This is a genomic window from Rhodocytophaga rosea (assembly GCF_010119975.1).
Classification (GTDB): domain Bacteria; phylum Bacteroidota; class Bacteroidia; order Cytophagales; family 172606-1; genus Rhodocytophaga; species Rhodocytophaga rosea.
In genome coordinates this window covers 4,186,651-4,213,106 of sequence record NZ_CP048222.1, presented here as the reverse complement: position 1 = coordinate 4,213,106, position 26,456 = coordinate 4,186,651, and the positions used below count along the sequence as shown (strand labels likewise).

Genomic DNA, 26,456 nt, shown 5'->3' with positions numbered 1-26,456 from the left:
GAATTGTATTTATTTTATTGAATTTGAAATGTTCTTGTAAAAACTTCTTTAGAAGAATCTGACTTTACCAGATTAATATCCCTGTCGAACACACGGTTCAGGTTATTTCCGGCTATATCTTCCAGCCTGGCTTCGCATTCCAGTTGGTATGTGCCAGTTTTCCAGGGGAAAGCAGGAGTAAAATTTAATATAGTTTCATTGCTGCTTACATCTACTTTACCTTCAACCAGATTGCCATTCTGATCTATAATATGTACTGCATGATTGAGTAATGCATAATCCAGAGATTCCTGAAATTCCACTTCTACCGGTGCTGTACTCCCGGCTTTAGGTACCTGTATAGCCCACTTTGTAATATCCGGAGACAAGCTATCCCGTTGCATGACCACAAAATCTTTACGATACTTTTGTTGTAAAGCAGCACCATTCACGTCTTGCCAGTCTGGCTGGATGAATAATTGATAACGAGCGTCTTTTTGCAGCGGCTCACCCATCGTTTTATTAGGCTGAAGATCGCGTTTAACTCTACCTGGATCAAGCCAGAGGGTAAGCAAGGTCCGGTCGGTATTCCATAATTCAGGTTGCAAATCCAAAAATACTGATCGAACCGTATCCGTCTCATTCTTGATTAATTGTATATACTTTAATGCCTGGCCTTCCTGCATGGGTTGTGAAAACTGCACATACATCTTCAGCAAGTTGTGCGGCAATGTATCTGAAGTAGGATATACCGATACAACCATAGGCGCATCGGCGGCCTCAGTTGAAGGAATTTGAATTTTTTCCAGTGATTGCTCTCCTAAGCGGACTTCATACGTTAAACCACGGGTGAACGGAATCAATGGTTCAAACAAGAGGGTTTCATCCATATTACTCCATTCGCCAAGTATGGCAGGCTGGGCTTTTTCGCTATCTACATGAACGTGCAACAACTTATTAATTGAATCTTTAGATGTATGGGCTAGCAAACTCAGCGGAACATGCAAACCGGTAGCTTTGTCTTGCTCCCACCGAATGGAGATAGAGGAGGGCTGATCACTATTGCTGGAACAACTACTGAGTAAAAAATAAAAGATCAGGCTCTGCGCTAAAAAGAACCTGATCTGTATGTTTCTATTTAAAACCATCTTTCCGCAGAGGCAGTCCATAGGTCAAGGTCGCCATTGGCTCTGCGCTGGAGTACCATTACCTGGCTATCGTCTAATTTGTCGAGTTGCACCACATTCACCGCAGGCAGATTTACAAAATCCACGCCGGCAGTGGCATAACTCTCTTTGATGGGTTCGGTAAGTGAACCTTCATAAGCTTCAATACTTTTATATTTTACCCGCATTACCGGACGGTTGCTGTTTGCCATTACCAGAAATGTATCATCTCCTTTCTTCATGGTAATCATATCAAGAGGCGAATTTCCAGCACCAAATTCAGCAACGGTTCTGCCTTTTACATGTTTGCCAGGCTTTAATTCATCTAGAGGGAATAATACAAGTGGGGTGCAGGTATAGCTGGCGACCAGGTATTTTTTTCCATTCAACTCAGCTGTGGTAAAAGTTCTGATCGGAGCATTGGTTTCATACTTTCCATGGGCAGCATGATATATTTCCAGGGAAGCCTGTTCTTGTTTGTCTGAGAAAGGAAATGGAATTTTCCGGAAGGTAGAGCTGAATTCCTGGTTAGAAAGTCCGCTTACCATGATACTTCCGTCGGCAAAGTTCAGATCTGAGATCACCATTTCCCGTAAGGAACGGCCACCCCTATCTTTTGCATCTGCGGCTGGTGCATTGGCGATAGAAACCCGGCTATACATCACGTTCTTTAAACTAACCGCTTGTATCTTATCTCCTTCCAAACTAAGCAGTACAGGGGTACCATCGCTGTGTTGTACCGCACAATATATTTTCTTGGATACCGGATTTACTACCATATCCTGGATAGTAATATTTTTGGCTTCCGTACCTAAATGGGCGGCTATTTTCTGATCCAGATTTTTGATTTCAACAGCAGTGGCTTTTGCTACCGCCATCTTGTCTTTGGTGTCAACGGCAAACACAGCTGTGCTTTTAGAATCACCAATGAACAGAATTCCATCTGGTCCGAAGGCGAGCGCATTCATGGACTGGATCGCAGGTGTTCCATTCTCAAAGCCATACGCATTTTTAACGGAGCGGTTAGCGCCCATCAGCAGCAGGGTAGTGCAAAAAGCTGCTGCCATCAGGAGGTAATATATTTTTTTCATATCAGGTAAAGGAATGGTTTGAAGGTATAATTTAGTAATTATTTATCAATTACTTGCACATTACCGGGATTTAAACTTTATGATTTAAATAGCTCGCTACTTATATGCCAATAGAGTTTGCATAAAAAGCTTCTTAAACTACGGTTTCTTTTAAGTAATGTGTATGTCAAGTACTTACGCCATCTTACTTTTCTTTTGCATGCCCAAAAGAAAAGTAACAAAAGAAAAAGGCAGCACCAATAGAGACTTTTTTACGCCAGATAAAATCATCGCGCCATCCTCCGGCTCACGCACAAAGCCAAAAAAGTCCGCGCTATTGCTGCACTACCAGCCGCACTTTTGCTTATTATAAATATGTAAGTAATATGGTTTCAAAACTATCCTAAAAAATATGCAAACTCAATTGCCTAAGGTATATTATACTAATCCAGTGAACTATACGCTACTTGATTCTCTATCTATAAGTCTAAAATTTACGAGCAATAATGATGTGCTATATAATGGATTAACCGCTTTCAACTTTATACTTTAAACTGTTCACTTACTTATAGGCAATGAATATCTTCTATAAAGCCAAAATTCCGTTAAACCTGTAATGAGATAACGGAATTTTGGAAACCAAAGCAGCGATTTTTTATCTGCTGGCTGTTTCAGATTTACCGGCTACGAGTTTCACATCAAGGGTGAATACATCATCAATAATTTTATCAGCGGCTGTTCCGATAATAGCCGCCCGGTATTTAATATCATATTTGGTTCTGTCAATTTCAATTTTAGCAGTAGCCTGAGCACTGTTTCCGGTCAGGTTTACGGTTGCCGGAAAAGTAAGGGTATTGGTAATGCCTTTAATAGTCAGATTGCCTGTGATCTTGTAATTGGCTTCCCCTGCTTTGGCTTTTGCAATAGGTTCTGCTTTGGTGATGGTAAAAGTAGAAGTTGGGTTTTTCTCTACGGAAAAGAAATCTTCAGACTTCAGGTGACCGGTTAATTTGCCATTCATGCCCTCATTGGTAACGTCCGTAACAGTGATGCTAGGCATATCCATGGTAAAAGTACCGCCGGTCAGTTTATTAGATTTTACGTCGAGTGTGCCTTTGGCGAGTTTTACATTGCCGGTATGTTCACCACCTACTTTTTTAGCATTCCAGGTCAATGTGCTTTTTGCAGGATCTACAGCCAGGCTTGAACCTTTGGCTGGATTTTTACCAGGATCAACTCCGGCAACCAGGTTGCTATAGTTAAAAATGAAGGCTAAAGCCCATACACTCAAGAAAATTCTAAATGTTTTCATACTTAGTTTAAATTGATTAAAAGGGTAAATAGAGAAAAAATGAATTTAAATTGGAGTTCTTGTTACTGACTTATAATATATAACAGGATCTTACCAAATTAACAATCTTATTGGAAATATTAAAAATGAAATAGATGGCTTGACCACAAAAATCGATCATTTGCCGTTTTCAGCCGATAGCTTGAATTGTTCTCACTGTCAACTGGAACTTTACCTGAATAGCTACTGCTGTTTCTACCAGAAAGCGCAATTACCCCATGCTATGATTGCCGGTTTGCTTCTGTTTGTATCCCCAGACTGGTTGAACTGGGTGCTACATAAGAAAGCAACTCTTCCTTGACTTCATTCAGCAGTTCAATTTCCCAGGATTCGAAAGGAAGGCTTCCTTGTATTTTCTGGCGCAGACGATAGGTATGCCACTTGCTGGTGGTTCCATAAATTCTACTGGCAATCGAATCAATATCTAAGTAAGGCGAATGTATCCAGGGTAAAGACATAGCGTGGTATATGAATATATTATTGCTTGATAAAATTTCCTCTAACAGGATTGCCTCTGAATTCAGTATCTATTAACAGTTGACCACCTTCCAGTTTTCCCTGAAAAGGAATTTCATTGCCATTTACAGATACCGTGAAGGAAAAGGTATTGCCGGTTATTTTTCCATTGGTAATCGGAGTTTCTCCCATTTGAGTAGACATAGTGCCGGTTAACTGATCACCTGCTGCTTTCAGGTTGAAGGTAGCATCAAACATACCCATTTTGCCAGCCCATTTTCCGCTCAGTTCTGCCGGAGCAGCGTTTTCTGTCTGGGTACTATCTGCAGGCGTAGTATTGGGCTTAGTGTTTTGTGTTCCTTTAGGCAGTACAGCAGGCATTTGTCCTTGTGTGCCTCTGGGTGTTTGCGGCTGTCCGCCTCCCATTTGTGCGCCACTTTCCTGTGCATTTCCGCCGCCTTCATTGCCTTTTAAATCATCATTTGTTACCGATTTACTACGTCTGGTATTCATGGTCATTTTACCGATACGGTAGCTGAACGTAACTTTAAAGCTCATATTGCGCATGGTATTTACACTAGATTGAGTAAGTATGGGAGAAGCGAGTTCACTGCGCATTTTCACAGCCGTAGTAAAGAAGTTCTCAGCACCGAAGCCAATGCTTGCCTTTTTATCGTTGAACTCTTTCCGCAAACTCAGGCTATAGATACCAAATCCTCCCTGAAAACCTTGTAACTGCACTTGCCGGCCGCGGTAAAATCCGAATAATTGTAATCCCCAGCCATCGCCAATGGTATAACTACCCATCCCCCGGATATTGTACACAAATCCTTCGTTGCTTGCCTTGTACATAGCATTCGATACATTGTTATTCAGCACTGCATAATACATATCTGTGCCTGCATTAAAGCTCAGTTTGTTGGAAAGACTCACATTGCCGAATACACTCAACCCATAGGCATCTTCTTTCCCAATGTTTTCATACGTGGTACGAATCACATCTCCAACCGGGGTTCTGTTTGCCTGGATAGACCCAGTGGTATTGCGCATGAAGGCCGAAAAGGACAAAGATGTTTTTTTGATATAAGTATTATAGCCTACTTCATAGTTATTGGTAAACTCTGGTCTCAGGTCAGGATTACCCACCGTTTCGGAAAGCGGATTGGAAGCCTGCACATTGGGATTTAAAAATTGCAGGGAAGGACGCTGAATACGACGGTTATAAGCGGCTTTTAATGTATTACCATTTTTCAACTTTTTAGAAATATTTACACTAGGCACCAGGGTTCCATACGAAGGAATGGTAATCTCATCCTGTTCCTGCTGAAACTTAGCATTGATGGTCGTATATTCATATCTGGAGCCTGCTTTTAGAGTATAATCCTTTAAAAAGTTAAGCGTATACGACAAATATCCTGAGGTTACATTCTGATCGTAATTAAACACATTAGTAAGCCTGGTGTCTGTTAAAGGAACATATTCTCCGGTAGGGCCATCAGCCGCATAGTAGGTAAAATTACTGGTTACCTGGCGGATAATGTCTTTTGCACCCAGTTCCAGCATTTGATTTTTAGCAAGCGGTGTCTGATAATCGATCTGAACAGTAGTTTCCTGGTTATAGCTTTCATTGAGGTTTTTTAACCGGCTTGTTATCGATAAATCATCCTCCTGTAAAACGGAATTTATAAAATTGTTAGTGGCATTATTCCGGCTATACTGAGAAAGGATGCTCAGTTCCTGTCCGGGCTTACTGAAATTATGAGTATAGTTCAGGTTCACGTCTACATTATTGGATAAATCCGATACATCTACATTACGAAGGCCGCTCCCAATAAAGGCATCATTCTGATACGATTGGGTAAATAAATTATCCTGGTAGGTATTGCGGTTACGGGCACCAAACTGAACGGAAGCGTTGAGGTAATTATTCTTATTGATATTGTAGTCCCATCCGAAGTTATAGCGGCCAAACAAAAACTGATTTCTGGTAGATGCCTGCTGGGTATTTAAGAATGTACCTGTCAGAATACCACTTTCATCGTAGGAATAGGTTTGCTGGGTATTGTCAAATTCTCCTTTGATGTTATATCCAAATCTTCCGCCACCACCTAAGGTAAAGCCCATCTTGCCTTTATTATAACTGCCTTGCATCCGCAGATCAGAACCTCTGGTACCAGCGCTGCCATCTACATTCAGCGAAAAGCCTTGTAAATTATTCTTCTTGGTGATGATGTTGATAATACCGCCTGAACCTTCGGCATCATATTTAGCAGAAGGCGAAGTGATCACCTCTACGGATTTAATCATGTCGGAAGGAATTTGTTTTAAAGCATCTGCTACACTTCCGGCTGTAATGGTGGAAGGACGGTTGTTAATTAATACTTTCAGGTTCTGGCTGCCTCTCATAGACACATTGCCATCTAAATCAACGGATAACATGGGTACTTTCCGCAATACATCGGTAGCATCGCCTCCTCTGTTGGTGGCATCATTTTCGGCATTATATACAGTGCGGTCTACTTTTTCTTCAATCAGGTCTTTTTGCCCTTGTACAGTCACTTCATTTAATTCCTGCACCGTAGGGCTTACTTTAATGGTTCCTAAGTTGATTTCTGCTTTGTTATCGGAAACCTTGATATTGTCTATCACTTTGTCTTCATAACCTATAAAAGAAATCACTACTTTATAGTCTCCCTCTGCTACTTTAGTAATAGAAAATTTACCGTTCTCATCTGCTACAGCTCCATCCACAGGTGTTTTGCTGGATGGCTGCATCAGGGCAACAGTCGCATAAGCAACAGGTTCGCTATTACTGGCATCCGTTACGGTTCCAGAAATTCGTCCTTTACCTGCTGTTACTAATCTGGCTGTGGCTTCGGCACCAGGCTGGCCATTGCCAGCGGGAGTTTGTGCCAACAGAAACTGACAGTAGCCTAGGAAAGTCAGCAGAATTAAAACCTTTTTCATGGATGGGTATTTTAGCTTTTTATATATTTCGTGATGGAATAAAACAAAGGTACAAGTAGGGCTTATCGCAAAAAAATACAATAGACTGCTTACCGGGAGACACCGACGACTAGCCTGTTTTAACCGATGACCGGATGGGATAAAATCAGGAATTTGTGCTTTATTTACATACAGCCAGGTCTACTAATAACCTGGCTGTATGTAAATTTCTAAAGGTGATTAGAGTGCAGGAAGCGATATAGTACGCTCAACAGACGTAGTTGGTATGGTCGTTTGAATGGTGAAATCTTTTACCTGCTTAGTTATGCCATCGCTGATCTCTACTTTGTACACGCCATCGGAAAGGTTTGATACATCAAAACGGGAAAGAGAAGCCTTCTCACTTTGTTCTACCGTTGTTTTGGTCAGGGTGTGGCCATCCGCATCCTTTAAGCGGATCACTATGTTTTCCTGTGTACCGGCCTGGGTAATTACATCAATTTTCATGTCCTGCGCACGAACCACCACAGCAGCATCTAATGGAAGTGGATCGCTGGAAGAATGGGCAAAAGTAAGAGAAGAAGCACTTACAGTAAGGGCAATGAATAGGGAGGCAAATAGCGTTTTCATAAGTTTCGTTGTTTAAAATGTGTATGATTCGTGTTTTAAATTTGATTGTATCAGTGCCTGTTCCGGCTGATTGATGAACCAAAGTAAACGCCTGCTTTTGTATAGAAAAAATGCGATAGACCTGCTGCCGTCAAATGCCGACCATCTACAGATTTGGGCCGATAAGCGGTGATTTACGCTGTTTGATAACAGGTTACAGCCAGATAATAGGTAAAAAACTGCCCTGCCATCGGTAGATATGGGGAAGTGGTAGATTAATTTCCCTTCTGAATGTTAGTGCTTGTACCTTTGCGTGTAATTTATTTACTTAGATAAACTTGAATGGCCATGGCAAGTATTTTCAGTCGTCTTCCTTTATTCCTGGTTCACGGATTAGTATGGGTATTATTGGGATTAATGCTGCTGGTATTTTCGCCACTCAATATGAATGTGACCCTGCCTGCCGAGTTCTGGATAAAGCAAGGAATATTGTTCTGTTTGTGGATAGGAGCTTTCTATATAAATATATTGATTTGGGTGCCAAAATTTTTATTCGAAAATAAAATCAATCTGTTCGTTTTATCTGCTTTTGGAACCACTCTTGTCGTGATCGCCCTGATCTGGTTAACCGAATACTCCCTGAATTTGCCAACATTGATGCACCAGGCGTTTCATCCGGAAAAGCATATTCCCGGTGAAAGCAAAAGCGTTCCTTTGTGGGCATTAACCTTTCCCTTTTTCAGTACTTTAATGGCCTTAGGCATTGGTACTACCATAGCTGCCGTACAGAAGTCTCAGAAAGATACCTTGCTGCGGCAGGAAGAAGCCTTGCTTCGCAAAACCCTGGAACAGCAGCGGACTAATTCCGAACTTTCATTTCTGAAAGCACAGATCAATCCGCACTTCTTTTTTAATACCCTCAACAATATTTATGCGCTCACCATGCTCAATGTGGAATCGTCCAGGCAAGCCTTGCTTAAACTCTCCCGCATGATGCGCTATGTGCTGTATGATACCCAAAAAGATATGGTATTGCTGAGCCAGGAAATTGCTTTTATCCAGGATTATATCGAGCTCATGCAATTGCGCCTGACAGATAAGGTGGAAATTTCATTTCAGAAACCTACTCCCCTGAGAGATGTACAAATTGCGCCTATGATCCTGCTTCCTTTTGTAGAAAATGCCTTTAAACATGGCGTAAGTTCCTTGCATGCCAGCCGCATTAGTATTGCATTGCAGCAGCAACCCGGCCAGCTGGAAGTAAAGGTTCGTAATACTATGTTCTCCGAACAAAACAAATCTCTGGAGCAAGGCAATGGCATTGGTTTAGTTAACACCCGCCGCCGGCTAGATTTGCTGTATCCTGATCATTATAATTTATCTGTAGCTGAAGATACTACCCAACATGAATATCTGGTTCACCTAACCCTTGATCTGTCATGACCCTTATTACCCTCAGTTGTATTGCTGTAGATGATGAACCCCTGGCTTTGGGCCTGGTGTGTGCGTTTATTGAGCAAACGCCTTTTTTAAAGCTGGCAGGCCGTTACAGCAGTGCGATAGAAGCCTTGCGTGGACTACATGAACAAGCGGTAGACCTTATTTTTTTAGATATTCAAATGCCTGATCTGAATGGGATCGAACTCGCCAGGGTACTAGACCGCAGTGGAGCCAATACAGGTCCTAGAATTATTTTTACTACTGCTTTTAACCAGTATGCCATAGAAGGATATAAAGTAGATGCCCTCGATTATCTGTTGAAACCCTTTGGCTATGATGAGTTTTTAAGAGCCGCCAACAAAGCCCGTTCTTATGCAGAGCGCTTCCAGCAACCAACTATACCATTGGCACTTCCCGCAAAGGAAGAACCGGAGGAAGAATATTTGTTTTTGAAAGTAGAATACCAGCTGGTACGGGTAGCCTTTAAAGACATTCTTTATATTGAAGGATTAAAAGATTATGTAAAAGTGTATGTACAGGGAAATAAAAATCCTATTCTTACTTTAACCAGCCTCAAAGCATTGGAAGAAAAGCTGCCAGCCAGGCGGTTTATGCGGATTCACCGGTCTTTTATTGTTTCCCTGGAACAAGTAAAAGCCATTACCAAAAATAGCGTACAAATAGGAGATATTACCATCACCGTAAGCGACCAGTACAAGGATGCATTCAGCCAGTTCCTCAGCCGCTGGACAAGCTAACCCAATATACCTAAGCAGAAATTTTTATAGTTGTATTTCTCATTCGGTGCGGATCAAGAGGCTTCAATATTAATTATTCTCTCCTTTTTTATTCCCATTCCTATCGGAATTACATATTTCTGTTCATAAAGTGATTTTATTGCCGGAATAAGTATCGAAGCTGTTTAGGATAATGAAAAAGATTTCCAAACAAGTGTGAATTTTGTGTTGCAAAGCATAAAATAACATACTCAATGGAAATCTTAGATAAAGATAGCATAGATAAATACATATTAGCAAATCTTTCGGTAGGCTTGCGGGGCAAAGAATGTAGTACAGAATTGATGAGAGCAGTGGTAGGCTTGATTTTATATCGGTTAAAAACAGGTTGCCAATGGAGATTATTGCCCTTACAACAATTTTTTACCGCAGAAAGCCTTACCTGGCAGGGAGTGTATTATCATTATAATGAATGGGTCAAAGACGGAAGTTGGACCAAAGTATGGATAGCCATTTTATCGGCCCATAAGGATAAATTAGATTTGTCAAGTGGGCAGTTGGATGGCAGCCATACCATTTGTAAGCAAGGAGGAGAAGCAGTGGGTTATCAAGGGAGAAAAGCGGCTAAGACGACTAATTCTTTGTTTTTAGCTGATAATCAGGGGCAAATGTTAGCTTGTGCCAGCCCACAAGAAGGTCAGCACCATGATCTATTTAATATTGAGACTTTATTTGAAGAACTCTGTGAGATGCTCTCCAAAGCAGGTATAGAGATAAAAGGTTTGTTTTTGAATGCAGATGCAGGTTTTGATTCACAAGAGTTGAGAAAACTATGCAAGGAAAAAGAAATAGAAGCTAACATTGCCACTATCCAAGAAATGGGGCAGTAGAAACTGTTTATTATCAGTATTTTGATGAAGAGCTATATAAATATCGAACCGTTATTGAACACGCTAATGCTTGGATGGACAGCTTTAAAGCACTATTAATTAGATTTGAAAAGAAAGCCATCAATTGGGTGGCCTTACTGCTGCTTGCTTTTTCAGTTCGCTTTTTACGCAAAATCAAACTAAAAACTAAATCCTAAACAGCTTCATAGTATTTATCTGGCTCAAAGCAATATTGCCAATGCGAATTTCCTCTCCAATTCCTAACTTCTTCGGCAGGCTGATCGCCATTCTACCAGCGCTATGGATAACGGCATGTACATCTGAATCGCATTCTATCGATTATCTGGGACAGACACCGCCAGGTATGCAGGCTGAGTTGTTTGCGCCTGATCTAATCAGCACTAATAATTATGAGCATAGCGCCCCGGCTTTTTCACCAGATGGCACCACTGTTCTCTGGACGGTTGTTAACAAAACGTACCGTGGTTCTCTCTTTGAAATGACCTATGTAAATGGGAAATGGTCAGCGCCACACCGGCCTTCGTTTGCCGATACTACTGCCGATGATTATTATCCTTCCTTTTCGGCAGATGGAAAGAAACTATATTTCAGCTCCAGAAGAAAAGTACCTTCCGGCTATACTCCAACCAGCGACATGCGCATCTGGGAAGTGGAACGAACAGCAGATGGCTGGGGAGTGCCTATTCCGTTTGATACAGTGGCTTCGAAAGGAATTGAGTATGCACATTCTATCGCAGCTAATGGTGCCGTTTATTTTTCTTCTCCCTTAGGCGGGGGCACAAATATGAATATTCAAAAGACGGAAAGCCAGAATGGCAAGTATATGCCTTTAGCTCTGATTCCATTCAGCATCAATAGTGTAGATTATGAAGATGGACCCTATATTTCTCCGGATGAAAGTTTCCTGATTTTTGAATCGCAAAGGCCCGAAGGAATAGAAGGCAGCCTGGACTTATATATTTCATTTAAGTTAAAAGACGGCCAGTGGAGCCTGCCAGTGAATATGGGTCCAACAATTAATTCCAAAAGCTCCGAAAGGTTTGCCAAACTATCGCCTGATGGAAAATATTTATTCTTTGGCAGCAACCGCAATATGTCGGCTGAAAACTGGGGATTTGATATATTCTGGATTGATGCGAAAGTGATTGATGAACTGAGAAATAATGAAATATCTCAAACTGCGATTGAACAGGCTCTTGGAGAAGAACTCATTGATGCATTGTATAAAAATGAAGTGGATCGTTCTGAGGTTGGGTTAAAAAAGTGGCTCAGTAGTTATCCCAACAGCCTGGACGCTATCGTAATTTATAGTTCAGTGCTGCGAAAGCAGAAAAATTATGCAGAAGCTGAGAAATTGCTCAACAATACTGCCCCTGATTGGAATAAGAATGTAAGCATCCTGATGGAAAAGGCACTAGTAAAGTTCGGATTAAACAAAGACGACGCAGCCAGAACGTTATTAGCCCCCCTATTGCAGGAAAGCGCCCGGTTGCGGGATCGATATATGTATCTGTCGAATTCGCTGCTCGATATGAAAAAGTTTAATTTAAGCGATGCCTACTTTGAAAAAGCAATTGCGATTCATTCAAATGGCTATGAATACCTGAGGCGAGCCCGTAAGCTGGCACATATTGGTGAAAAAGATAAAGCATTGGAGCATTTATATAAAGCCGTCGCACTTGGCCTCAATGCCAGACAGGAGTTCCAGAATGACCCAGACCTCGTATCCTTACAATCGGATGTCCGTTTTCAGAAATTGCTGGAAACATCAGATTAGTGCCGGAAGGGGCAATAGTCAACTTTCGGGTTATTATTTGAAAATAAAATGGCAATTCTCTTCTTTATAATAGGGAACGATACTAATTTGATGATTTCATCAAAAAATCCCTAAACTGAATCTATGAAGCCATTCTCTTTGCTTGTAAACCTGCCCCTGTATAGTTTGTTACTCATCAGTTTGGCCGGTATCCCTCTGTTGCCTTACTGGTTCAACAAAGAATCCTTGCCCGAAAAGAGCACATTACCAGCTATATCTTCCAGGCAGATAAATAGCGGAGAATCCATCATGCCCGCAACTGGTTTGCAGGAAGTAGCTAAAGATTTTGTTTTTGGAGATCAGCGCCCTTTTGCCCAATGTCATGCTTCGACGCTGGTTCGCACCGGTGATGGGAATTTTTTAATTGCCTGGTTTGGAGGCACTCGTGAAAAACATAGTGATGTAGGGATCTGGTTATCGAAAGGAAACCCAGGTAAATGGAGCCAGCCTATTGAAGTTGCTAAAATACGGGAAGATGCCCACTGGAACCCTGTATTATTTAAAAAAACGGATGGCACTATTATTCTGTATTTTAAAGTGGGTGCTACTATTGACTTATGGGAAACCTGGTACATCACTTCTAGCGATCAGGGAAAAACCTGGACAGAAGCGAAGGAATTGGTTCCAGGGGATAAAGGAGGCAGAGGCCCTGTAAAAAACAAACCCATTGTTCTTTCCAATGGAACGTGGCTTGCCCCTGCATCTGATGAAAAGAATAAGGTCTGGAATGCGTTTGTGGATAGAAGCGAAGATGGGGGTAAAACCTGGAAGCAGTCGGATTTTCTTACCCTCGACCGGAATATAATCAAAGGAGAAGGAATTATTCAACCTACGCTCTGGGAATCTGCTCCCGGAAAGGTGCATATGCTGCTGAGAAGTTCCGCTGGTTTTGTGTGCCGCAGCGACTCTGAAGATTATGGCAAAACCTGGTCGAAAGTATATAAAACAACCCTTCCTAATCCAAATAGTGGTATTGACCTAAGCAGATTAGACAATGGAGATTTAGCGCTGGTTTATAACCGGGATGGAAAAAATTGGGGCGAACGCAGGCCGCTGACGGTGGCTGTTTCACAGGATAACGGAAAAACGTGGCCTATTTCTCTGGATGTGGAAACAGGTATAAAAGGAGACGAATTCTCTTATCCAGCTATCGTGAGTTTTGGTGATACCGTTGCTGTGACCTATACCTGGAAACGCCAGCGAATTGCTTTCTGGATAGGAACATTGAAATAATACGCATATTATACTCTATCTAAGAACAAAAAGCACCAAAGTAACCCATACACATGCTTATGATGGACAAAATCCTGCAGGAAATTCATGAGATTCCTGTACGTGCCCGTGATTTCTGGCAACAGTCGACACCTTATTCCCTACCTCTGGGTGTGCCTTATTTTGGAATGGGTTCTTCCTATTTTGCTACCCTGGCTTTCCGGTACTGGGGTATCAATATTCAACCTGAAATTGCCTCAGAGTATTTCTATTATCTTTCCCAAAATAAGCCGGTAGATAAAGCTGTGATTCTTTCGCAATCAGGAGAGAGCAGCGAAACACTCTGGTGTGCAGATTTGTGCAAACAGTATGTAGCAATTACCAATAATCTGGCAAGTTCGCTTGCCACCCGGCCGCAGGCTACCCAGGCTATATCCATACAAGCCGGACCAGAACATTTCTCTTCTTCCAAAACATATATTAATACCCTTCTGGCCTTGTTCCGGGGCTTTGGTCTGGATGCTTCTCCAGTTGTAAAAACGCTGGAAAATCGTTTTGAGCAATATATTCAACAAGGACGGACAATGGCAGAAGAAGTGTATACTGTGCTGAAAAAAGGTCCGGTGAGCGGCTTATATGTTCTGGGAAATGGCCCTAATATGGCTACCGCCTTAGAAGCAGGATTGATTTTAAGTGAAACCACCAGACGTAACTTTCATGGATTAACTATAGCCCAGTATGACCACGGGCCAAAGGAAACTGCTCCTGGAAGTGTAGTGATTATGATTCTGGCAAAAGGTCCAACCTATGAACGTAGTCATACACTGGCAAAACAGATTCAAAATGCAGGAGCGAAAGTACTCTTTGTAGAAGAACCTGATACTCCAGAGCTTTTTTCGGTACTAACCAATATTATCCCTTTTAACTTTATGGCGTATTATCTGGCGGAGCGACTGGGGATTACAGATATGTTTTCTGTGGGTGGAAAAGTTACTCTGGTGGAATAATACTTAATTGTTATTTACTTAATCAGTAACAATTAAGTTTGATATAAAAGCTTGAGGAAGGAATTACTCCTGATAGGTATATCTGCTGAGTTTCCTTTATTTAGCAATGTGTGAATCAATATAATGTTTTAAAGATCTATATATTTGGAACAATCTCAAACTGGCTAAACATTTCCTGTTTTCATTGCGGTTTGGCGTAGCAATCTTAACATTGTCTGCTGGCTTTTCCAGACTTACTATAATGTTTATCTGCAATTTCGTTTCATCCATCCAGGTTAGCCAGATTGAGTACAGATTTTAAGCCTAGAACTAAATTATAGCTGTTTTAAGTAATGATTACCTAAAAAGATGCTAAGAGTAAGAGGACAAAAGTTGGAAAAGGCTATAATATAGAAGTAAAATTATTGAACTCATAAACTGTTTAAGCAGATACTTGTTTCAACATGCTTTTTCGCCACAAGAGATAACCTACAGCAGCTAGCACCAGATAGGCAAGGTATAACCCTGCTGTAGGATAAAGTCCACGGAAGTAAAAGAGCGGTATGTAAATAATATCCACTGTAATCCAGACCAGCCAGCTTTCCAGTCTTTTTTTGGCTTGCAGATAAATAGCTACGAGGCTAAAAGCCGTATTAAATGAATCCCAGAAAGGTTGAACAGCATCTGTTTGTGTGTCGAAGTAATAATAGGCACCACCTATTAACAGAATTCCGGCAGGCAGTAATATGAGTATTTCTTTGGGTAAAATATGACTTACTGTAAGTGCCTGTTTGTTAGCACCGCCATACAGCCATTCGTACCACCCATAAGCATTCAAAAACACATATACGACCTGCAGCCACATATCGGCGTAAAACTGCGCCTGATACATAATAAAAATATACAGAAAACAACTAATGATGCCCATAGGCCATCCCCATATATTTTCCCTGGCATTCAGGTACACACAAATAAAACCGGTAATTACGCCGCTTACTTCGAGCCAGTTTTGTTGCAGGTATTGAAAAGTTGTCTGAAGGAATTCTGTCAAGGAATGTGTTAATTATCAATAGTCATTCGTAAACGAAGGCAAGTTTATCATATTATTTTCAAAGTATACATATTGTGAGCAGAGAACAATACTTTAAATAGTTTAACAATTGACTATTAGCTACTTACTCTCCTACTTTTTTTACCTTAATAGATGTACCTGTTTGGTCAACAACTACAATGGGGGTGCCTTTTTCCACATAATCACCTCTGGTAAACGCATCATAAATTACGTCCTCGATCAGTACTTTCCCACTGGGGCGAAGAACAGTATAAGCTGTTCCCAGTTTACCAATCATCGGCTGGCGGTTAAAATTGGAAGTATACCCATCTTCCTTTTCCAGGGTATGTTGCAGGGTAATTTTCTGAAAACGTTTAGACTTTACGAACCTGGCTCCGCCTACAATAATAGTCACCAAAGCACCTGTCATGCCCAGACCAACAGCAACTAATGAATTACTTACGGAATCAGCACCAATTCTAGAGAAGTCAAACCAGTCATTGTCCAGCATAATGAGTACGAGAGAACCGAAAATGAGTACTAATCCGGAGATGCCAGCTATTCCAAATCCTGGTAATACAAATATTTCTACCGCCAGCAAACCTAGTCCAATAATGAAGGCGATAATTTCCCAGTTGGCAGCCAGTCCATTCAGGTAATAAGGCACAAAATATAGAACGGCGGCAATAATGGCGATAACCAGAGGAAATCCAATGCCGGGTGATTGGAGTTCAAAATAAATGCCACCCATAATAGCCAGAATTAATAAACCACTGATATACGGGTTAAGGAATAGGGCAATAAACTTCTCAATCGCCGAGAGCTCATATTTGACGAGTTTGTATCCAGAAATATTATTTTTCTTCAGAATTTCCTCTACGGAGCCTACCTGGCCATCGCAGAAATCGTATTTAATAGCTTCTGAGGTTGTCAGCGTAATTACTTTGCCATCTTCCTTAATACTATCCAGTTCGATTGTCTGGTCTACCATCGCTTCAGCAATTCTGGGATTTCGGCCATTGGCTTCAGCTGTAGAACGCATCAGCGAACGCATATAGGACTGGTATTTGTCGGGAGCAGCTTCTCCCTGGCCGGTTACTACGGTGGCCGCACCAATACTGGCACCACTGCTCATATAAATGCTGTCGCAGGCAATGGAAATCAGGGCACCAGCAGAAGCAGCATTCGGATTGATAAATACAAAAACTGGCTTTGAAAAGGTTAACAGTTTCGACCGGATAGCATCTGCATCGTTGAGCGTACCACCATAGGTATCCATGTCGATCACAACATAATCTGCTTTATTTTTTTCGGCTTCAGCTAAAGCTAAGGTTACATAGCGGGAAGTTCGTGGGTCTATTTCCGAGCGGATCTCCATCACAAACACGGTGGGCTGCGTTGCTGCTTTTTGCTGTGCCCATGCGGGTACAAACAGGCTGCTTACCCAGCATACAATAAATCCTAATTGTTTATATAGTCGCATGCTATTTCTGTTTAGAGGTGGGATACAGAAAATTTGTACTTTTCTGTATATAATTCTGCTAATTTGCTAGCTCAACTTACGATAAATTCATGTGTCAAAAAAGCTCCGTCTCAACTTTTCTTATTCCTTTTCCGGTCAGATCTGGCGCTTGCTAACAGAAGCAGAAACCGGAATTATTGTAGCAGAAACCAGGGATGGCAACCAGCGGAAAACGGATTTTGCCGCTATTTACCAGAACAAGCTTTTGTATGAATCGGTGCCCTTGCCAGAAACCTGGTGGATCAGTGCCGTAGCTTTACAGCAAGGTATACTTCTTTTACAAACCTTTCCGGATAGTCAGACACCAGTTCCCAAGGGCATACTAGCACTGGATGTGCGTTCGGCAAATATAATCTGGCAACATCCACAACTGAACTATGCAGGATTTAGTATACTACAATCAGCTGTGATAGCCACCGAATCTACGAATGACGGGCAAATATACCGGTTGATTAACTTAAAAACAGGCAAAACATCAGATTTGGCAAGATACTCTCCTCTGGATGAAACCGGAATCTCTGCTGATTCAAAAATTATCTTTCCCAGGCACTATACTTCAGAAAATAAATACTTCCCGGCTATCGTTTCATTCCTGAACCAAAAGCTGGGAATTAAAGCAGAAAAGGCCGTAGATTATGCAGAATACCAGCATTTACTTATTATTTCTTATTATCTTTACGATCATAATACCTTGTCTAATTTTTTGGTAGTGATAGACCGGCAAACCGGTATTTTATTGCATGAATCGATCGCCACACAGCTTTCCGGTACCGGATTAGATACATTCTGTATTATGAACAATCACCTGATTTTTGTCAGAGAAAAAAAAGAATTACTCAGTTATGAATTATAAATTTCCCAGATTTTTTTACGCCCTTCCTTTCTTATCTCTTCCCTTATTTTTTGCTCCATCTGTAGGTATGGCGGGTAATATGCCAGCAGATTCTATTGGCGTAGAAAAGAAAGGAAACAAAATATTAGTATTGTATAAAGTAGAGGCAGGTGAAACTCTGAGTTCTATCTCCCGGAAATACAACACAAATGTAGAGGCCATCCGGGCAGAAAATAGTTTGAGCAGCGGATTAAAATTGGGCGATGTTATTAAAGTGCCCTATACAGCCAAAGCATCGTATGCTGGCAAAAAAGTGCATACGGTAGGCGCTTCTCAAACCCTCTATTCTATCGCACGCCAATACAATGTAACACTGGAAGACATTAAGAAATGGAATAACCTCACTTCCAATGAAATTAGCCTTGGTCAGCAATTAGTGGTGGGAGAAGATAAGAATACTGTTTCCGGCGCCCAGGTAAATACTACTGCCAAAACAGAGACTGCCGTTGAAGAAACGGCGGGTGTGCAACCGGCTACTCCTTCTACTAATGCAGCTGGTAAAAAAGTGCATGTGGTGGAAGCGCAGCAGGGATTGTTCTCTATTGCCAGATCATATAATATTCCGGTAGAAAAGCTTAGAAAGTGGAATAACCTCACCAGTGACAACCTGAAATTAGGACAGGAACTGTTGCTGGAAGAACCAGAACAAGCCCTAGCCCAAGCCTCCAGACAGGAAACCGTACAAACGCCGCCGGCAAAAGAACCCGAAAAACCTAAGGAGAAAGAACAGAGCCGGAAAGAACGCAAACAAGCCGAAGAAAAAGAAGCAGAAACTCAAACGGAAGCTGCTGAAGTGGAAACTAACCGCGAAGAACCTGGTGAACCTGTCGCTTCCACCGAAACCAGACCGTCAGAGAAAACGGCTGTTAAAAAAGAAGATAAGCCCGAAAGTTATACCATTGCCAATACAAGCGGCTATGTAAAAAAAGTAGAAACTGGTATGGCAGAAGTAATTGAAAGTGGCAGCAGTGATATGTTTTTAGCCTTGCACCGTACCGCTCCGGTTGGAACAATCATGCAGGTACGAAACCAAATGAACGATTTAAGTGTATTTGTTAAAGTGATAGGCAAACTGCCGGATACCGGTGCCAATGACAAGGTGATTGTAAAATTATCTAAGAAAGCCTACGAGAGGCTGGCGGCTCTTGACAAACGGTTCCGGGTAGAATTGTCCTATATGCCTTAGTGAATACTCATCAAACCCGCAAGGTTTTAAGACGTTGCGGGTTTATTAAATCTAATTATTATGCCTCATCAAGCATTTCCTAAACCTACCGACTCTCTGGCCAAAAAGATATGGTATGTGTTTTTTATATTGCTGTACCCGGTTCTGGTTACGTTTTCCTTGCTTTTTACCAGTATTTTGCTGTTGTTCTCCGGCTTATCCAAACTGCTATTTAAGCTCATTCAATTGTTTAGTGCTAAACCTACTTCTGTAAAAAATGAGGAGAAAGTAGATCCTACTCTTCCTTCTACTTCTGCCCACTCCTGATTCTCCATTGCCAGTTAAGTATAAACACAAAAAATGAATAGAAGTACAGGCACCTACTTCGGTTTCATCAACGGATTACTATCTCTGATTCCTATCTTTCCTGCCTGGTCAATATTCCCTGGAGCTATAACAGCAGGTATATTAGAAAAATTTATTCCTTGTGAATCATCAATTCTTATGGTAGGCATTATGGCTTTCCTGATTTCTATCATTTACGCCATTGCATATTATATTAAAATTAACCAGTATGAGTCTAGAAATAAGGAGAATTTCAAAGCACAATTTAGATTTTTCTGTCTCAATCAATATATATTGATTAATACTTATCTATTTATCAGCATTGTAGGGATAAATAACTGTTGTTATGGAGACGGACAAACTGCGTTTGGTGTTATTTTTTCAGGTCCATTGGCCAGTATTATGATATTTATTTTGGGTGTAATCTTTGATTTGGTATTCAGGAAAAGATTATCGAATTAATCATTAATAAAAACGTGAGATCGGAGATATGCCATAGCAGAGAGAAAGAGTAAATTAGCATTGTCTTAAGATGTTAATCACTCTAAGCCTTGCTGCTATGCTTACAGAAATATACTTTGAAGTGGATGAATTCTGCAAACAAAATTCTCTTTTTCTGCTGCAACTCCTCAAAGAGCAAGGCTACTACACAAAGCCTTACCCTTGTCAATTAACCTTGAGTGAAGTGATGACCATCCTGATTTACTATCACTATTCAGGCTATAAAACCTTTAAAAGCTACTATATACAAATGGTAAGCAAACAATTACGCAGGGATTTTCCCGATCTGGTGGCTTACCACCGTTTTTTAGAACTCATCCCCAGAGCGATGTTGCCTATGAGTTTGTTGCTGAAAAGCCGCTGTGGGCAGGCTTCCCACACAGGCATTTACTACATGGATTCTTCCCCTCTGCAAGTCTGCCATCCCAAACGGGTGCATCAGCATCGCACCTTCAAGGGCTTAGCTGATTGGGGCAAGACTTCTGTAGGCTGGTTCTACGGTTTCAAATACCATATCCTGCTCAACCACCAAGGAGAACTGCTGCGCTTTTACTTTAGTAAGGCATCGGTTTCAGACACCAGACCCAAAGTATTGTTTTTTCTCACCAAAGGTTTGCAGGGTAGTATCTTTGCTGATAAAGGCTATATAGTCAATGCTGAAAAGAAAGCCTTTGTTGAACAGGAAGGCTTACAATTGATCACAAAAGCAAGAAAAAACAGCAAACAGCCCCCTTCTATGGACATTTATCAAAAAGATTATCTGGCAAAAAGGGGCATGATTGCATCGGTGATCGCCCTTCACAAACAAGTAGCCAACATTGAACATAGCAGGCATCGCTCGCCGGTGAATGCCTTTGCCCATAGGATGGCCGCTTTGGTGGCTTACTGTTTTTATCCTACAAAACCGGCTGTCAGTATTTATCCCCAGCAGTGGATGATTGCTCAAAATGCTATGGTCGCTTAACTATCTCCGATCTCACGTTAATAAAAGTATTGCTAAGGCTTTCATTTATCCGCTGATTTTGCTCAGTTTTGAGCCCAGTATCTACTAAACTCCATTGCATTCACTTCAGCATTTTCTCGACGAAAAAGTAGCCCATTATAATCAGCCCAGTTTTATTGCCAACGATCCGGTAAGTATTCCGCATCTGTTCACCAGCAAACAGGATATAGAGATTATGGGGTTGTGGGCATCGGTACTGGCCTGGGGGCAGCGCAAGACCATTATTAATAAGTGCAAAGAACTCATCAGCCTGATGGAGGGAGCGCCTTACCAGTTTATTACCCAGCACCAGGAAAATGACTTGAAACGTTTTCTAGACTTTAAACACCGCACGTTTAACGCCATTGATGCTTTATATTTTATCGCCTTTTTCAAGGAGTATTACAGCCAGTATATATCTCTGGAAGATGGATTTGCTCAATTTTTACAGCCGGATGATATTACCATTGAGAAAGGATTGATCGGTTTCCGCAACTTGTTTTTTAGTCTGGAATATGCCCCACAGCGTACCCGAAAGCATATTTCTACCCCGGCACTTAACTCCGCCTGCAAACGCCTCAATATGTTTCTACGCTGGATGGTACGAAAAGACAATAACGGAGTGGATTTTGGCATATGGCAACGGATTAAGCCTTCGCAACTGGTATGCCCCTGTGATGTGCATGTAGATAGAGTAGCCCGAAAACTCAATCTCATCACCCGCAAACAAACCGACTGGCTCACAGCGCTCGAACTTACCGCCAACCTCCGCCAGCTTGACCCCACAGACCCAGTAAAATATGACTTTGCCTTGTTTGGATTGGGTGTTGATGAGGGATTTTAGTAGGTATCACTGGTTATTTCTCTACTGATACTATTAAGGCATCCATATGTCCTCCAAAATGCGATGGAGCGAATGATTTTTTTAAAGTCCATATAGGTGTTTTACCCTTCTTTAGAATAGCTCGATGAAGACAATCAATAATACTATTGTTATTTTGTGGGATATTTCCATTCATTACTAAAGTAAAAAAATTGCCAATAAGTGTTTTGATTAAAGCATAACCATCAAGATGTGAAATACTATGATGAGATTCAGGTATATCTGCAAAACTAGATTTTAAAATGACTATACTTATTTTATTAACAGTTTCAGCAAGTTGTTCGAAGGTTAAGTATTGGGACTTTCTATCAATTATCACCGGTATATAAGCGATTGGTGTAGGATCAATTTTAAATTGAGCTAATCCTGAAGCAGCTATAAATCTTTGCCTAGGATTAAGATCTAATGATATTAAAATATCAAATTGTTCTTGCGCCCAAGCTAACAGCACATTTTCTGATATTGCATAATTAACACCCTCTCTTTTTGCGGATTTAGGAGTATAATCAATGAAACCAGTAAATAATAAATTATCTCGTTCATGAACAGAGCTGGCTAAACCCCAATTGTTCTAATATTTAGAAATCTTAGCTCATTAGCAAATTCTGTGGAAATGGTTGCTAATCCCAATACTTTCCCATTTTCTTTAATAGGCCGTAACCGGCTAACATATGTATCAATATAATTAGAAACTGTATTTGGATTCCTATACTTTGAAAAAGAGATTCTATTTAACCAAACATTAGGATCAAATTCGCTATCTTCTATATTATGATGTATTAGAGTTTCAGTTTTTTCATTTGAAAAATAAACAGATACATCTAATCCTGCACAGATTGCAGATACATAATCTTCAAAAGGGACATTGAAATTAACTTCATTTATAATATTTAGTTTAATTTCAATTTGTAAATTATGAGGTAAGACATTCGATTTTAATTTGAGTTTTATTTGGGTTGATATTGCTGAGTTAAAATTTTCAGATGGACCTTTTTTGAGTAATGGCCGAAGTGAAAGTCCATTTTTAAATAGGAGTTGATGAGCGTTTGATGATCCATCTTTCCAGGGCTTTGTTGTCACATATACTTCTTCTGCAACCATGAAGACAGAATAAAAACCAATACCAAATTGACCAACCGCTTTAAATTTTGAAGATCGTAGTCCTGGAAATTCACTTTGAACAAGTGAGGAAGTCCAAAAGCTAGTCCCAAAATCTAGAAAGGGTCCAGTAAGAACACGCTCAGTCATACCTACCCCATTATCTTCAACTATTAGCCAAGTCTCCTCTTTTTCCTGAAGTATTTTTACTGTTATCTTACCATTAAAGCATGTTTCTATTACTTCTCTCGCTTTGATCGCATCTCGGGCATTTTGTATAAGCTCCCTTATAGTAATTTCCAATATATCTACACCAGCACCATAGAGTTTTTCACCTCCCAAGTTTTGTATTAATTTCTCAATATTTCCAACATGAATCTCTGCTGTGCAAGGAGTCCAGCCATCCACCTTAATAAATTTGGCCATTAATTCTGGCGATTCTACACCTTTAACTCTTTTAACTTGAAAAGAGCTTTTATTTTTGTTCTCTAATAATGCGTTACATGCACGAATCTCTTTATCAACTAAAACTATTGCATCAAATGCAACCCACCAGGATTCAGATTCAGATTCTTTAAAGCTTCTTGTCGAAGTAAACAAAATAGTATTTTGGTTTGGATCAGACTGATCTAAATCCACGCAAGCCAATCTATTTTGTGCCTGCCAATGATTGAAAGATATTCCTTTCCTTTTTAACAGAGCATGTAGAAAATCTGGTGCTCTTTCATTATCAATATGAGCAGCATCAGCACATCTCAGTAAGCAGGCTATTTTAACCGGATCAATTCTCCAATCTCTGGGAAATCCACTAAGAGAATTTACTTGTTCAGGCAAAACATTTGCTACTTTTTCTATATCCCAATGATGGCTTGCTGCTATCTGTCCTATCAATGGACCTAGGTGCTTACGTAGAGTCGCATTTTCTATAAGATAAACAGCTTGTTGTGTATCCGGATCAGTCCATTTTTTCTCTGTAAGGACTTCAGCTTGACTGGCATGTAAGTGACGTAATGAAGCAAAATCTGCTTCAGCCTTTAACTCAGTATCAAGGATATTTCTTTTGCTGTCTAATAAAGCTGTATAAGCATCTTTCCAAGTAGTTGTTTCCCGAACACCTTCAATTCCATTATCATAAGCTTCAAAGCACAATGCAGAATCGTGGAGTAAGATTGCACCACCTAGTACAAATCCTTCAATAGGGTTTAACGGAAATTGATCCCCAGCTATCAAACTAGCTGTTTCCCATAATGCATCTAAATGACTAATTTCATGTTGGGTCAGCCCTGGTAGATGAGCAGCTATTCTGGAAACAAGTTGAGCTGTATTCTCTCTAAATTTAATAAAAGAAGATCGAAGCTCATCTTTCTTTAAAGAAACTAAATCATTAGGTATGTCATTAGGCTTTGCTGCAAGTGAATTTCTCCAAAGAGAGGTATTAATTATTCTATCTATTGACATTTTTAGGCTAAAATATTATCTAATATAGCCAATATTATGTTATAAAAAGCTTGTAAATAACTATATCGGCTATGCAAGCAGCCAGAACAAACCTGTAACCTGCCAGAACGATAATGTAAACAAGCAGAACAAGGTTGTAAGCTGACAGAGCGGCAGTGTAAATAGTCAGAACAGTTTTGTTAACTCAAAGAACAAACCTGTAAACCAATAGAACAAGCTTGTAAGCGGGCATAACAAAACTGCTAAGGTCTTAAACCATTCTGGAAAACAGTCTGTTTACAGCTACATCACTGAAAATCTTTTAGCTTTTCAATGGCTTCGGCATAAGTGTTTAGTAAACCAGGCGTACGATCTATGGCCCAGCCCTTATAATTATCTTTTACCAGAATCAGCGATTGCCGTAGGTTTTCAGGCCGCCTCGATTCCCTGGTGAGTAAGACTTTGGCTATTTCATCTTCTATTTTCTCAATTCTCTGGTGCTGTCGGGAAATATTATTGAGAAGCGACATGGTGGCTGGGTCTATTTTCGATGATATGTTGTTGCTTTTGGCCGTTTCCCAGGCCGTCCAGTCGAAATCTTCCAGCATAATACCATCGGGAGCAAATGCTTCCAGGTGAAGTTCGCCTTGAGAAATGAACTGTTTGGAATACGCTTCATTCACCAGGGCAGAATCGATGTTATGCAATACCAGCAGGTGATATTCATATTGTTGCTGGAGTAATTGCTTATTATTGATCAATTCGGTTCGTACATTCCGCAGCATTTCCCGGGTTTGGCTTCTTTCCATCCAGTTATTGCGGATTTCATTCAGGATCAGCGCAAGCAATACGCTGAATACAATGAGTAGTGCATCAGCCAGGTATTCTTCCTTGCTTTTGCCAAATTTCTTTCCTGAAGGCTTACCTGGTTGTGACTGTATGGGTGCCTCCCCTTCCGAAGGTGTAATTATTTCCATGCCTGTATAGCGTCGTTACTATAAATGAAAGGTATCCTTTTCTGCCCTAAAATCATAACCGATTCACGCTATTGCAGAATAGAGATTAAGCGTAACATGTAGCAATTATTGTATAAAGCCTGTGTATATTGCCATATGGAACAGCCAAACCAGCCAGCCAATTTTTCACTGGAACATGCTTTTAAACGGATTAAAGAAATTCAGACTTTATTACAAGGCGGAGCCCTCCCCTTTGAGGAATCATTACGACTGTTTGAAGAAGGAGAAAAACTGATTCAGCAGAGCCAGCAGTATCTGAGCCAGGCCGAACTCAACATACAATACCTGACCGGAGAAAAACCTGCTGAAAACGAATAAAATTACCTGTAAGCTATGCCTGCTTATTTTTGCGGCACCAGTACTTTCAACCGGCGTATATACCAGAACAATCCCAGCACGGTTACTGCCAGAATCCCTGTAATGATTTTGAATACAGACAAAGTTTTGGCCTGCGACTCGAAAGTTTCCTGCTGGGTTTGCAGTTCGCTGGTTTTGAGCTTTACCTGGGCTTCCAGCTTTTCCTGTTCATCTTTTAATGTACCGATCCGTTCTATATACTCCCGGTTGTTATTTATAAAACTAGATTCTTTCTGGGTGCTTTGTAATCTTACCTGGGAGCTTTGCAGACGCACTTCCCGGATGATCTCAGTATCCTTATTGATGATTTCCTTGAGCGTAGTAATGATATTGAGCAGATCCTTTTTAGATTTTTTCCCGAATAAGGAACTGTTTTGCTGGTTAAAATGGTCGTAAGATTTGTACAATTCATCTCTCTCTTTGAGCAAACGGGTCATATTATCCTGGGCAGTAGCCGGAAACAGATAAAGCAGGGAAAAAGTGAATAAAAGAAGAAACTTAGTCATAAAAAATATATGTATGAGTGGC

General features: G+C 40.7%; 25 protein-coding genes. 13 read left to right on the top strand and 12 right to left on the bottom strand.

Annotation, left to right across the window (positions count from 1 at the left end; genetic code table 11):
* Positions 1-14 precede the first annotated feature (14 nt).
* The 6 genes from GXP67_RS17435 to GXP67_RS17410 form a co-directional block, all read right to left on the bottom strand.
* On the bottom strand, positions 15-1,148 hold the full coding sequence (locus tag GXP67_RS17435; RefSeq protein ID WP_162444304.1) for an Ig-like domain-containing domain: 1,134 nt from the start codon (positions 1,146-1,148) through the stop codon (positions 15-17).
* Positions 1,118-2,236 (bottom strand): hypothetical protein, encoded by a 1,119-nt coding sequence (locus tag GXP67_RS17430; RefSeq protein ID WP_162444303.1) that lies wholly within the window; start codon positions 2,234-2,236, stop codon positions 1,118-1,120. Before GXP67_RS17430 ends, GXP67_RS17435 begins: the two co-directional genes overlap by 31 nt.
* Positions 2,237-2,870: 634 nt before the next feature.
* Positions 2,871-3,527, bottom strand: a complete 657-nt coding sequence (locus tag GXP67_RS17425; protein ID WP_162444302.1) for a YceI family protein — start codon at positions 3,525-3,527, stop codon at positions 2,871-2,873.
* A 260-nt stretch (positions 3,528-3,787) separates the two neighbouring features.
* A complete protein-coding gene (locus GXP67_RS17420; protein WP_162444301.1) occupies positions 3,788-4,024 on the bottom strand; it encodes a hypothetical protein in 237 nt (78 codons plus the stop codon).
* Positions 4,025-4,043: 19 nt separating this feature from the next.
* Complete coding sequence (locus GXP67_RS17415; RefSeq protein ID WP_162444300.1) at positions 4,044-6,989, bottom strand: TonB-dependent receptor; 2,946 nt, start codon at positions 6,987-6,989, stop codon at positions 4,044-4,046.
* A gap of 219 nt (positions 6,990-7,208) precedes the next feature.
* Entirely contained in the window at positions 7,209-7,598 is a 390-nt protein-coding gene (locus tag GXP67_RS17410) for a T9SS type A sorting domain-containing protein (RefSeq protein ID WP_162444299.1), read from the bottom strand.
* 327 nt (positions 7,599-7,925) lie between these two features.
* On the opposite strand from GXP67_RS17410, the gene GXP67_RS17405 reads away from it, so the two are divergent.
* From GXP67_RS17405 to GXP67_RS17380, 6 genes are all read left to right on the top strand, one after another.
* Positions 7,926-9,020 carry a sensor histidine kinase gene (locus GXP67_RS17405; RefSeq protein ID WP_197901704.1) on the top strand — a complete coding sequence of 365 codons (1,095 nt, stop codon included), beginning with the start codon at positions 7,926-7,928 and terminating at the stop codon, positions 9,018-9,020.
* A gap of 5 nt (positions 9,021-9,025) precedes the next feature.
* Positions 9,026-9,775, top strand: coding sequence for a LytR/AlgR family response regulator transcription factor (locus GXP67_RS17400; RefSeq protein ID WP_162447959.1), 750 nt, complete (start codon positions 9,026-9,028; stop codon positions 9,773-9,775).
* 233 nt (positions 9,776-10,008) lie between these two features.
* A complete protein-coding gene (locus GXP67_RS17395; RefSeq protein ID WP_232065255.1) occupies positions 10,009-10,644 on the top strand; it encodes a transposase in 636 nt (211 codons plus the stop codon).
* A gap of 238 nt (positions 10,645-10,882) precedes the next feature.
* Positions 10,883-12,442, top strand: coding sequence for a TPR end-of-group domain-containing protein (locus GXP67_RS17390; RefSeq protein WP_162444297.1), 1,560 nt, complete (start codon positions 10,883-10,885; stop codon positions 12,440-12,442).
* 123 nt (positions 12,443-12,565) lie between these two features.
* The gene (locus GXP67_RS17385) at positions 12,566-13,714 is read left to right on the top strand and encodes a sialidase family protein (RefSeq protein WP_232065254.1); all 1,149 of its coding nucleotides are present in this window, start codon (positions 12,566-12,568) and stop codon (positions 13,712-13,714) included.
* Between the two features lie 59 nt (positions 13,715-13,773).
* The gene (locus GXP67_RS17380) at positions 13,774-14,700 is read left to right on the top strand and encodes an SIS domain-containing protein (protein WP_232065253.1); all 927 of its coding nucleotides are present in this window, start codon (positions 13,774-13,776) and stop codon (positions 14,698-14,700) included.
* 421 nt (positions 14,701-15,121) lie between these two features.
* Here the strand turns inward: GXP67_RS17380 and pnuC are convergent, their stop codons facing one another.
* A complete protein-coding gene (gene pnuC / locus GXP67_RS17375; protein ID WP_162444296.1) occupies positions 15,122-15,730 on the bottom strand; it encodes a nicotinamide riboside transporter PnuC in 609 nt (202 codons plus the stop codon).
* A 124-nt stretch (positions 15,731-15,854) separates the two neighbouring features.
* Positions 15,855-17,213, bottom strand: a complete 1,359-nt coding sequence (locus GXP67_RS17370; protein ID WP_162444295.1) for an NfeD family protein — start codon at positions 17,211-17,213, stop codon at positions 15,855-15,857.
* Positions 17,214-17,304: 91 nt separating this feature from the next.
* Here GXP67_RS17370 and GXP67_RS17365 point away from each other — a divergent pair, with 91 nt between their 5' ends.
* The 6 genes from GXP67_RS17365 (at position 17,305) to GXP67_RS17340 (ending at position 21,981) form a co-directional block, all read left to right on the top strand.
* Positions 17,305-18,105 (top strand): DUF4905 domain-containing protein, encoded by an 801-nt coding sequence (locus GXP67_RS17365; protein ID WP_162444294.1) that lies wholly within the window; start codon positions 17,305-17,307, stop codon positions 18,103-18,105.
* Entirely contained in the window at positions 18,095-19,330 is a 1,236-nt protein-coding gene (locus GXP67_RS17360; RefSeq protein ID WP_162444293.1) for a LysM peptidoglycan-binding domain-containing protein, read from the top strand. The genes GXP67_RS17365 and GXP67_RS17360 overlap by 11 nt, the downstream gene beginning before the upstream one ends.
* 60 nt (positions 19,331-19,390) lie before the next feature.
* Entirely contained in the window at positions 19,391-19,636 is a 246-nt protein-coding gene (locus tag GXP67_RS17355; protein WP_162444292.1) for a hypothetical protein, read from the top strand.
* A 33-nt stretch (positions 19,637-19,669) separates the two neighbouring features.
* Positions 19,670-20,116, top strand: a complete 447-nt coding sequence (locus tag GXP67_RS17350; protein ID WP_162444291.1) for a hypothetical protein — start codon at positions 19,670-19,672, stop codon at positions 20,114-20,116.
* Positions 20,117-20,213: 97 nt separating this feature from the next.
* Positions 20,214-21,119 carry an IS982 family transposase gene (locus GXP67_RS17345; protein ID WP_162441292.1) on the top strand — a complete coding sequence of 302 codons (906 nt, stop codon included), beginning with the start codon at positions 20,214-20,216 and terminating at the stop codon, positions 21,117-21,119.
* Between the two features lie 94 nt (positions 21,120-21,213).
* On the top strand, positions 21,214-21,981 hold the full coding sequence (locus tag GXP67_RS17340) for a TIGR02757 family protein (RefSeq protein WP_162444290.1): 768 nt from the start codon (positions 21,214-21,216) through the stop codon (positions 21,979-21,981).
* A gap of 13 nt (positions 21,982-21,994) precedes the next feature.
* Here GXP67_RS17340 and GXP67_RS17335 read toward each other — a convergent pair whose 3' ends face one another.
* From GXP67_RS17335 to GXP67_RS17325, 3 genes are all read right to left on the bottom strand, one after another.
* Complete coding sequence (locus tag GXP67_RS17335; protein ID WP_162444289.1) at positions 21,995-22,471, bottom strand: hypothetical protein; 477 nt, start codon at positions 22,469-22,471, stop codon at positions 21,995-21,997.
* A 104-nt stretch (positions 22,472-22,575) separates the two neighbouring features.
* Positions 22,576-24,576, bottom strand: a complete 2,001-nt coding sequence (locus GXP67_RS17330) for an HD domain-containing protein (protein WP_162444288.1) — start codon at positions 24,574-24,576, stop codon at positions 22,576-22,578.
* Positions 24,577-24,863: 287 nt separating this feature from the next.
* A complete protein-coding gene (locus GXP67_RS17325; protein WP_162444287.1) occupies positions 24,864-25,532 on the bottom strand; it encodes a hypothetical protein in 669 nt (222 codons plus the stop codon).
* 135 nt (positions 25,533-25,667) lie between these two features.
* On the opposite strand from GXP67_RS17325, the gene xseB reads away from it, so the two are divergent.
* Positions 25,668-25,889 (top strand): exodeoxyribonuclease VII small subunit, encoded by a 222-nt coding sequence (xseB, locus tag GXP67_RS17320; RefSeq protein WP_162444286.1) that lies wholly within the window; start codon positions 25,668-25,670, stop codon positions 25,887-25,889.
* 23 nt (positions 25,890-25,912) lie between these two features.
* On the opposite strand, the gene GXP67_RS17315 is transcribed toward xseB, so the two are convergent.
* Positions 25,913-26,434, bottom strand: coding sequence for a hypothetical protein (locus GXP67_RS17315; protein WP_162444285.1), 522 nt, complete (start codon positions 26,432-26,434; stop codon positions 25,913-25,915).
* Positions 26,435-26,456: the final 22 nt, after the last annotated feature.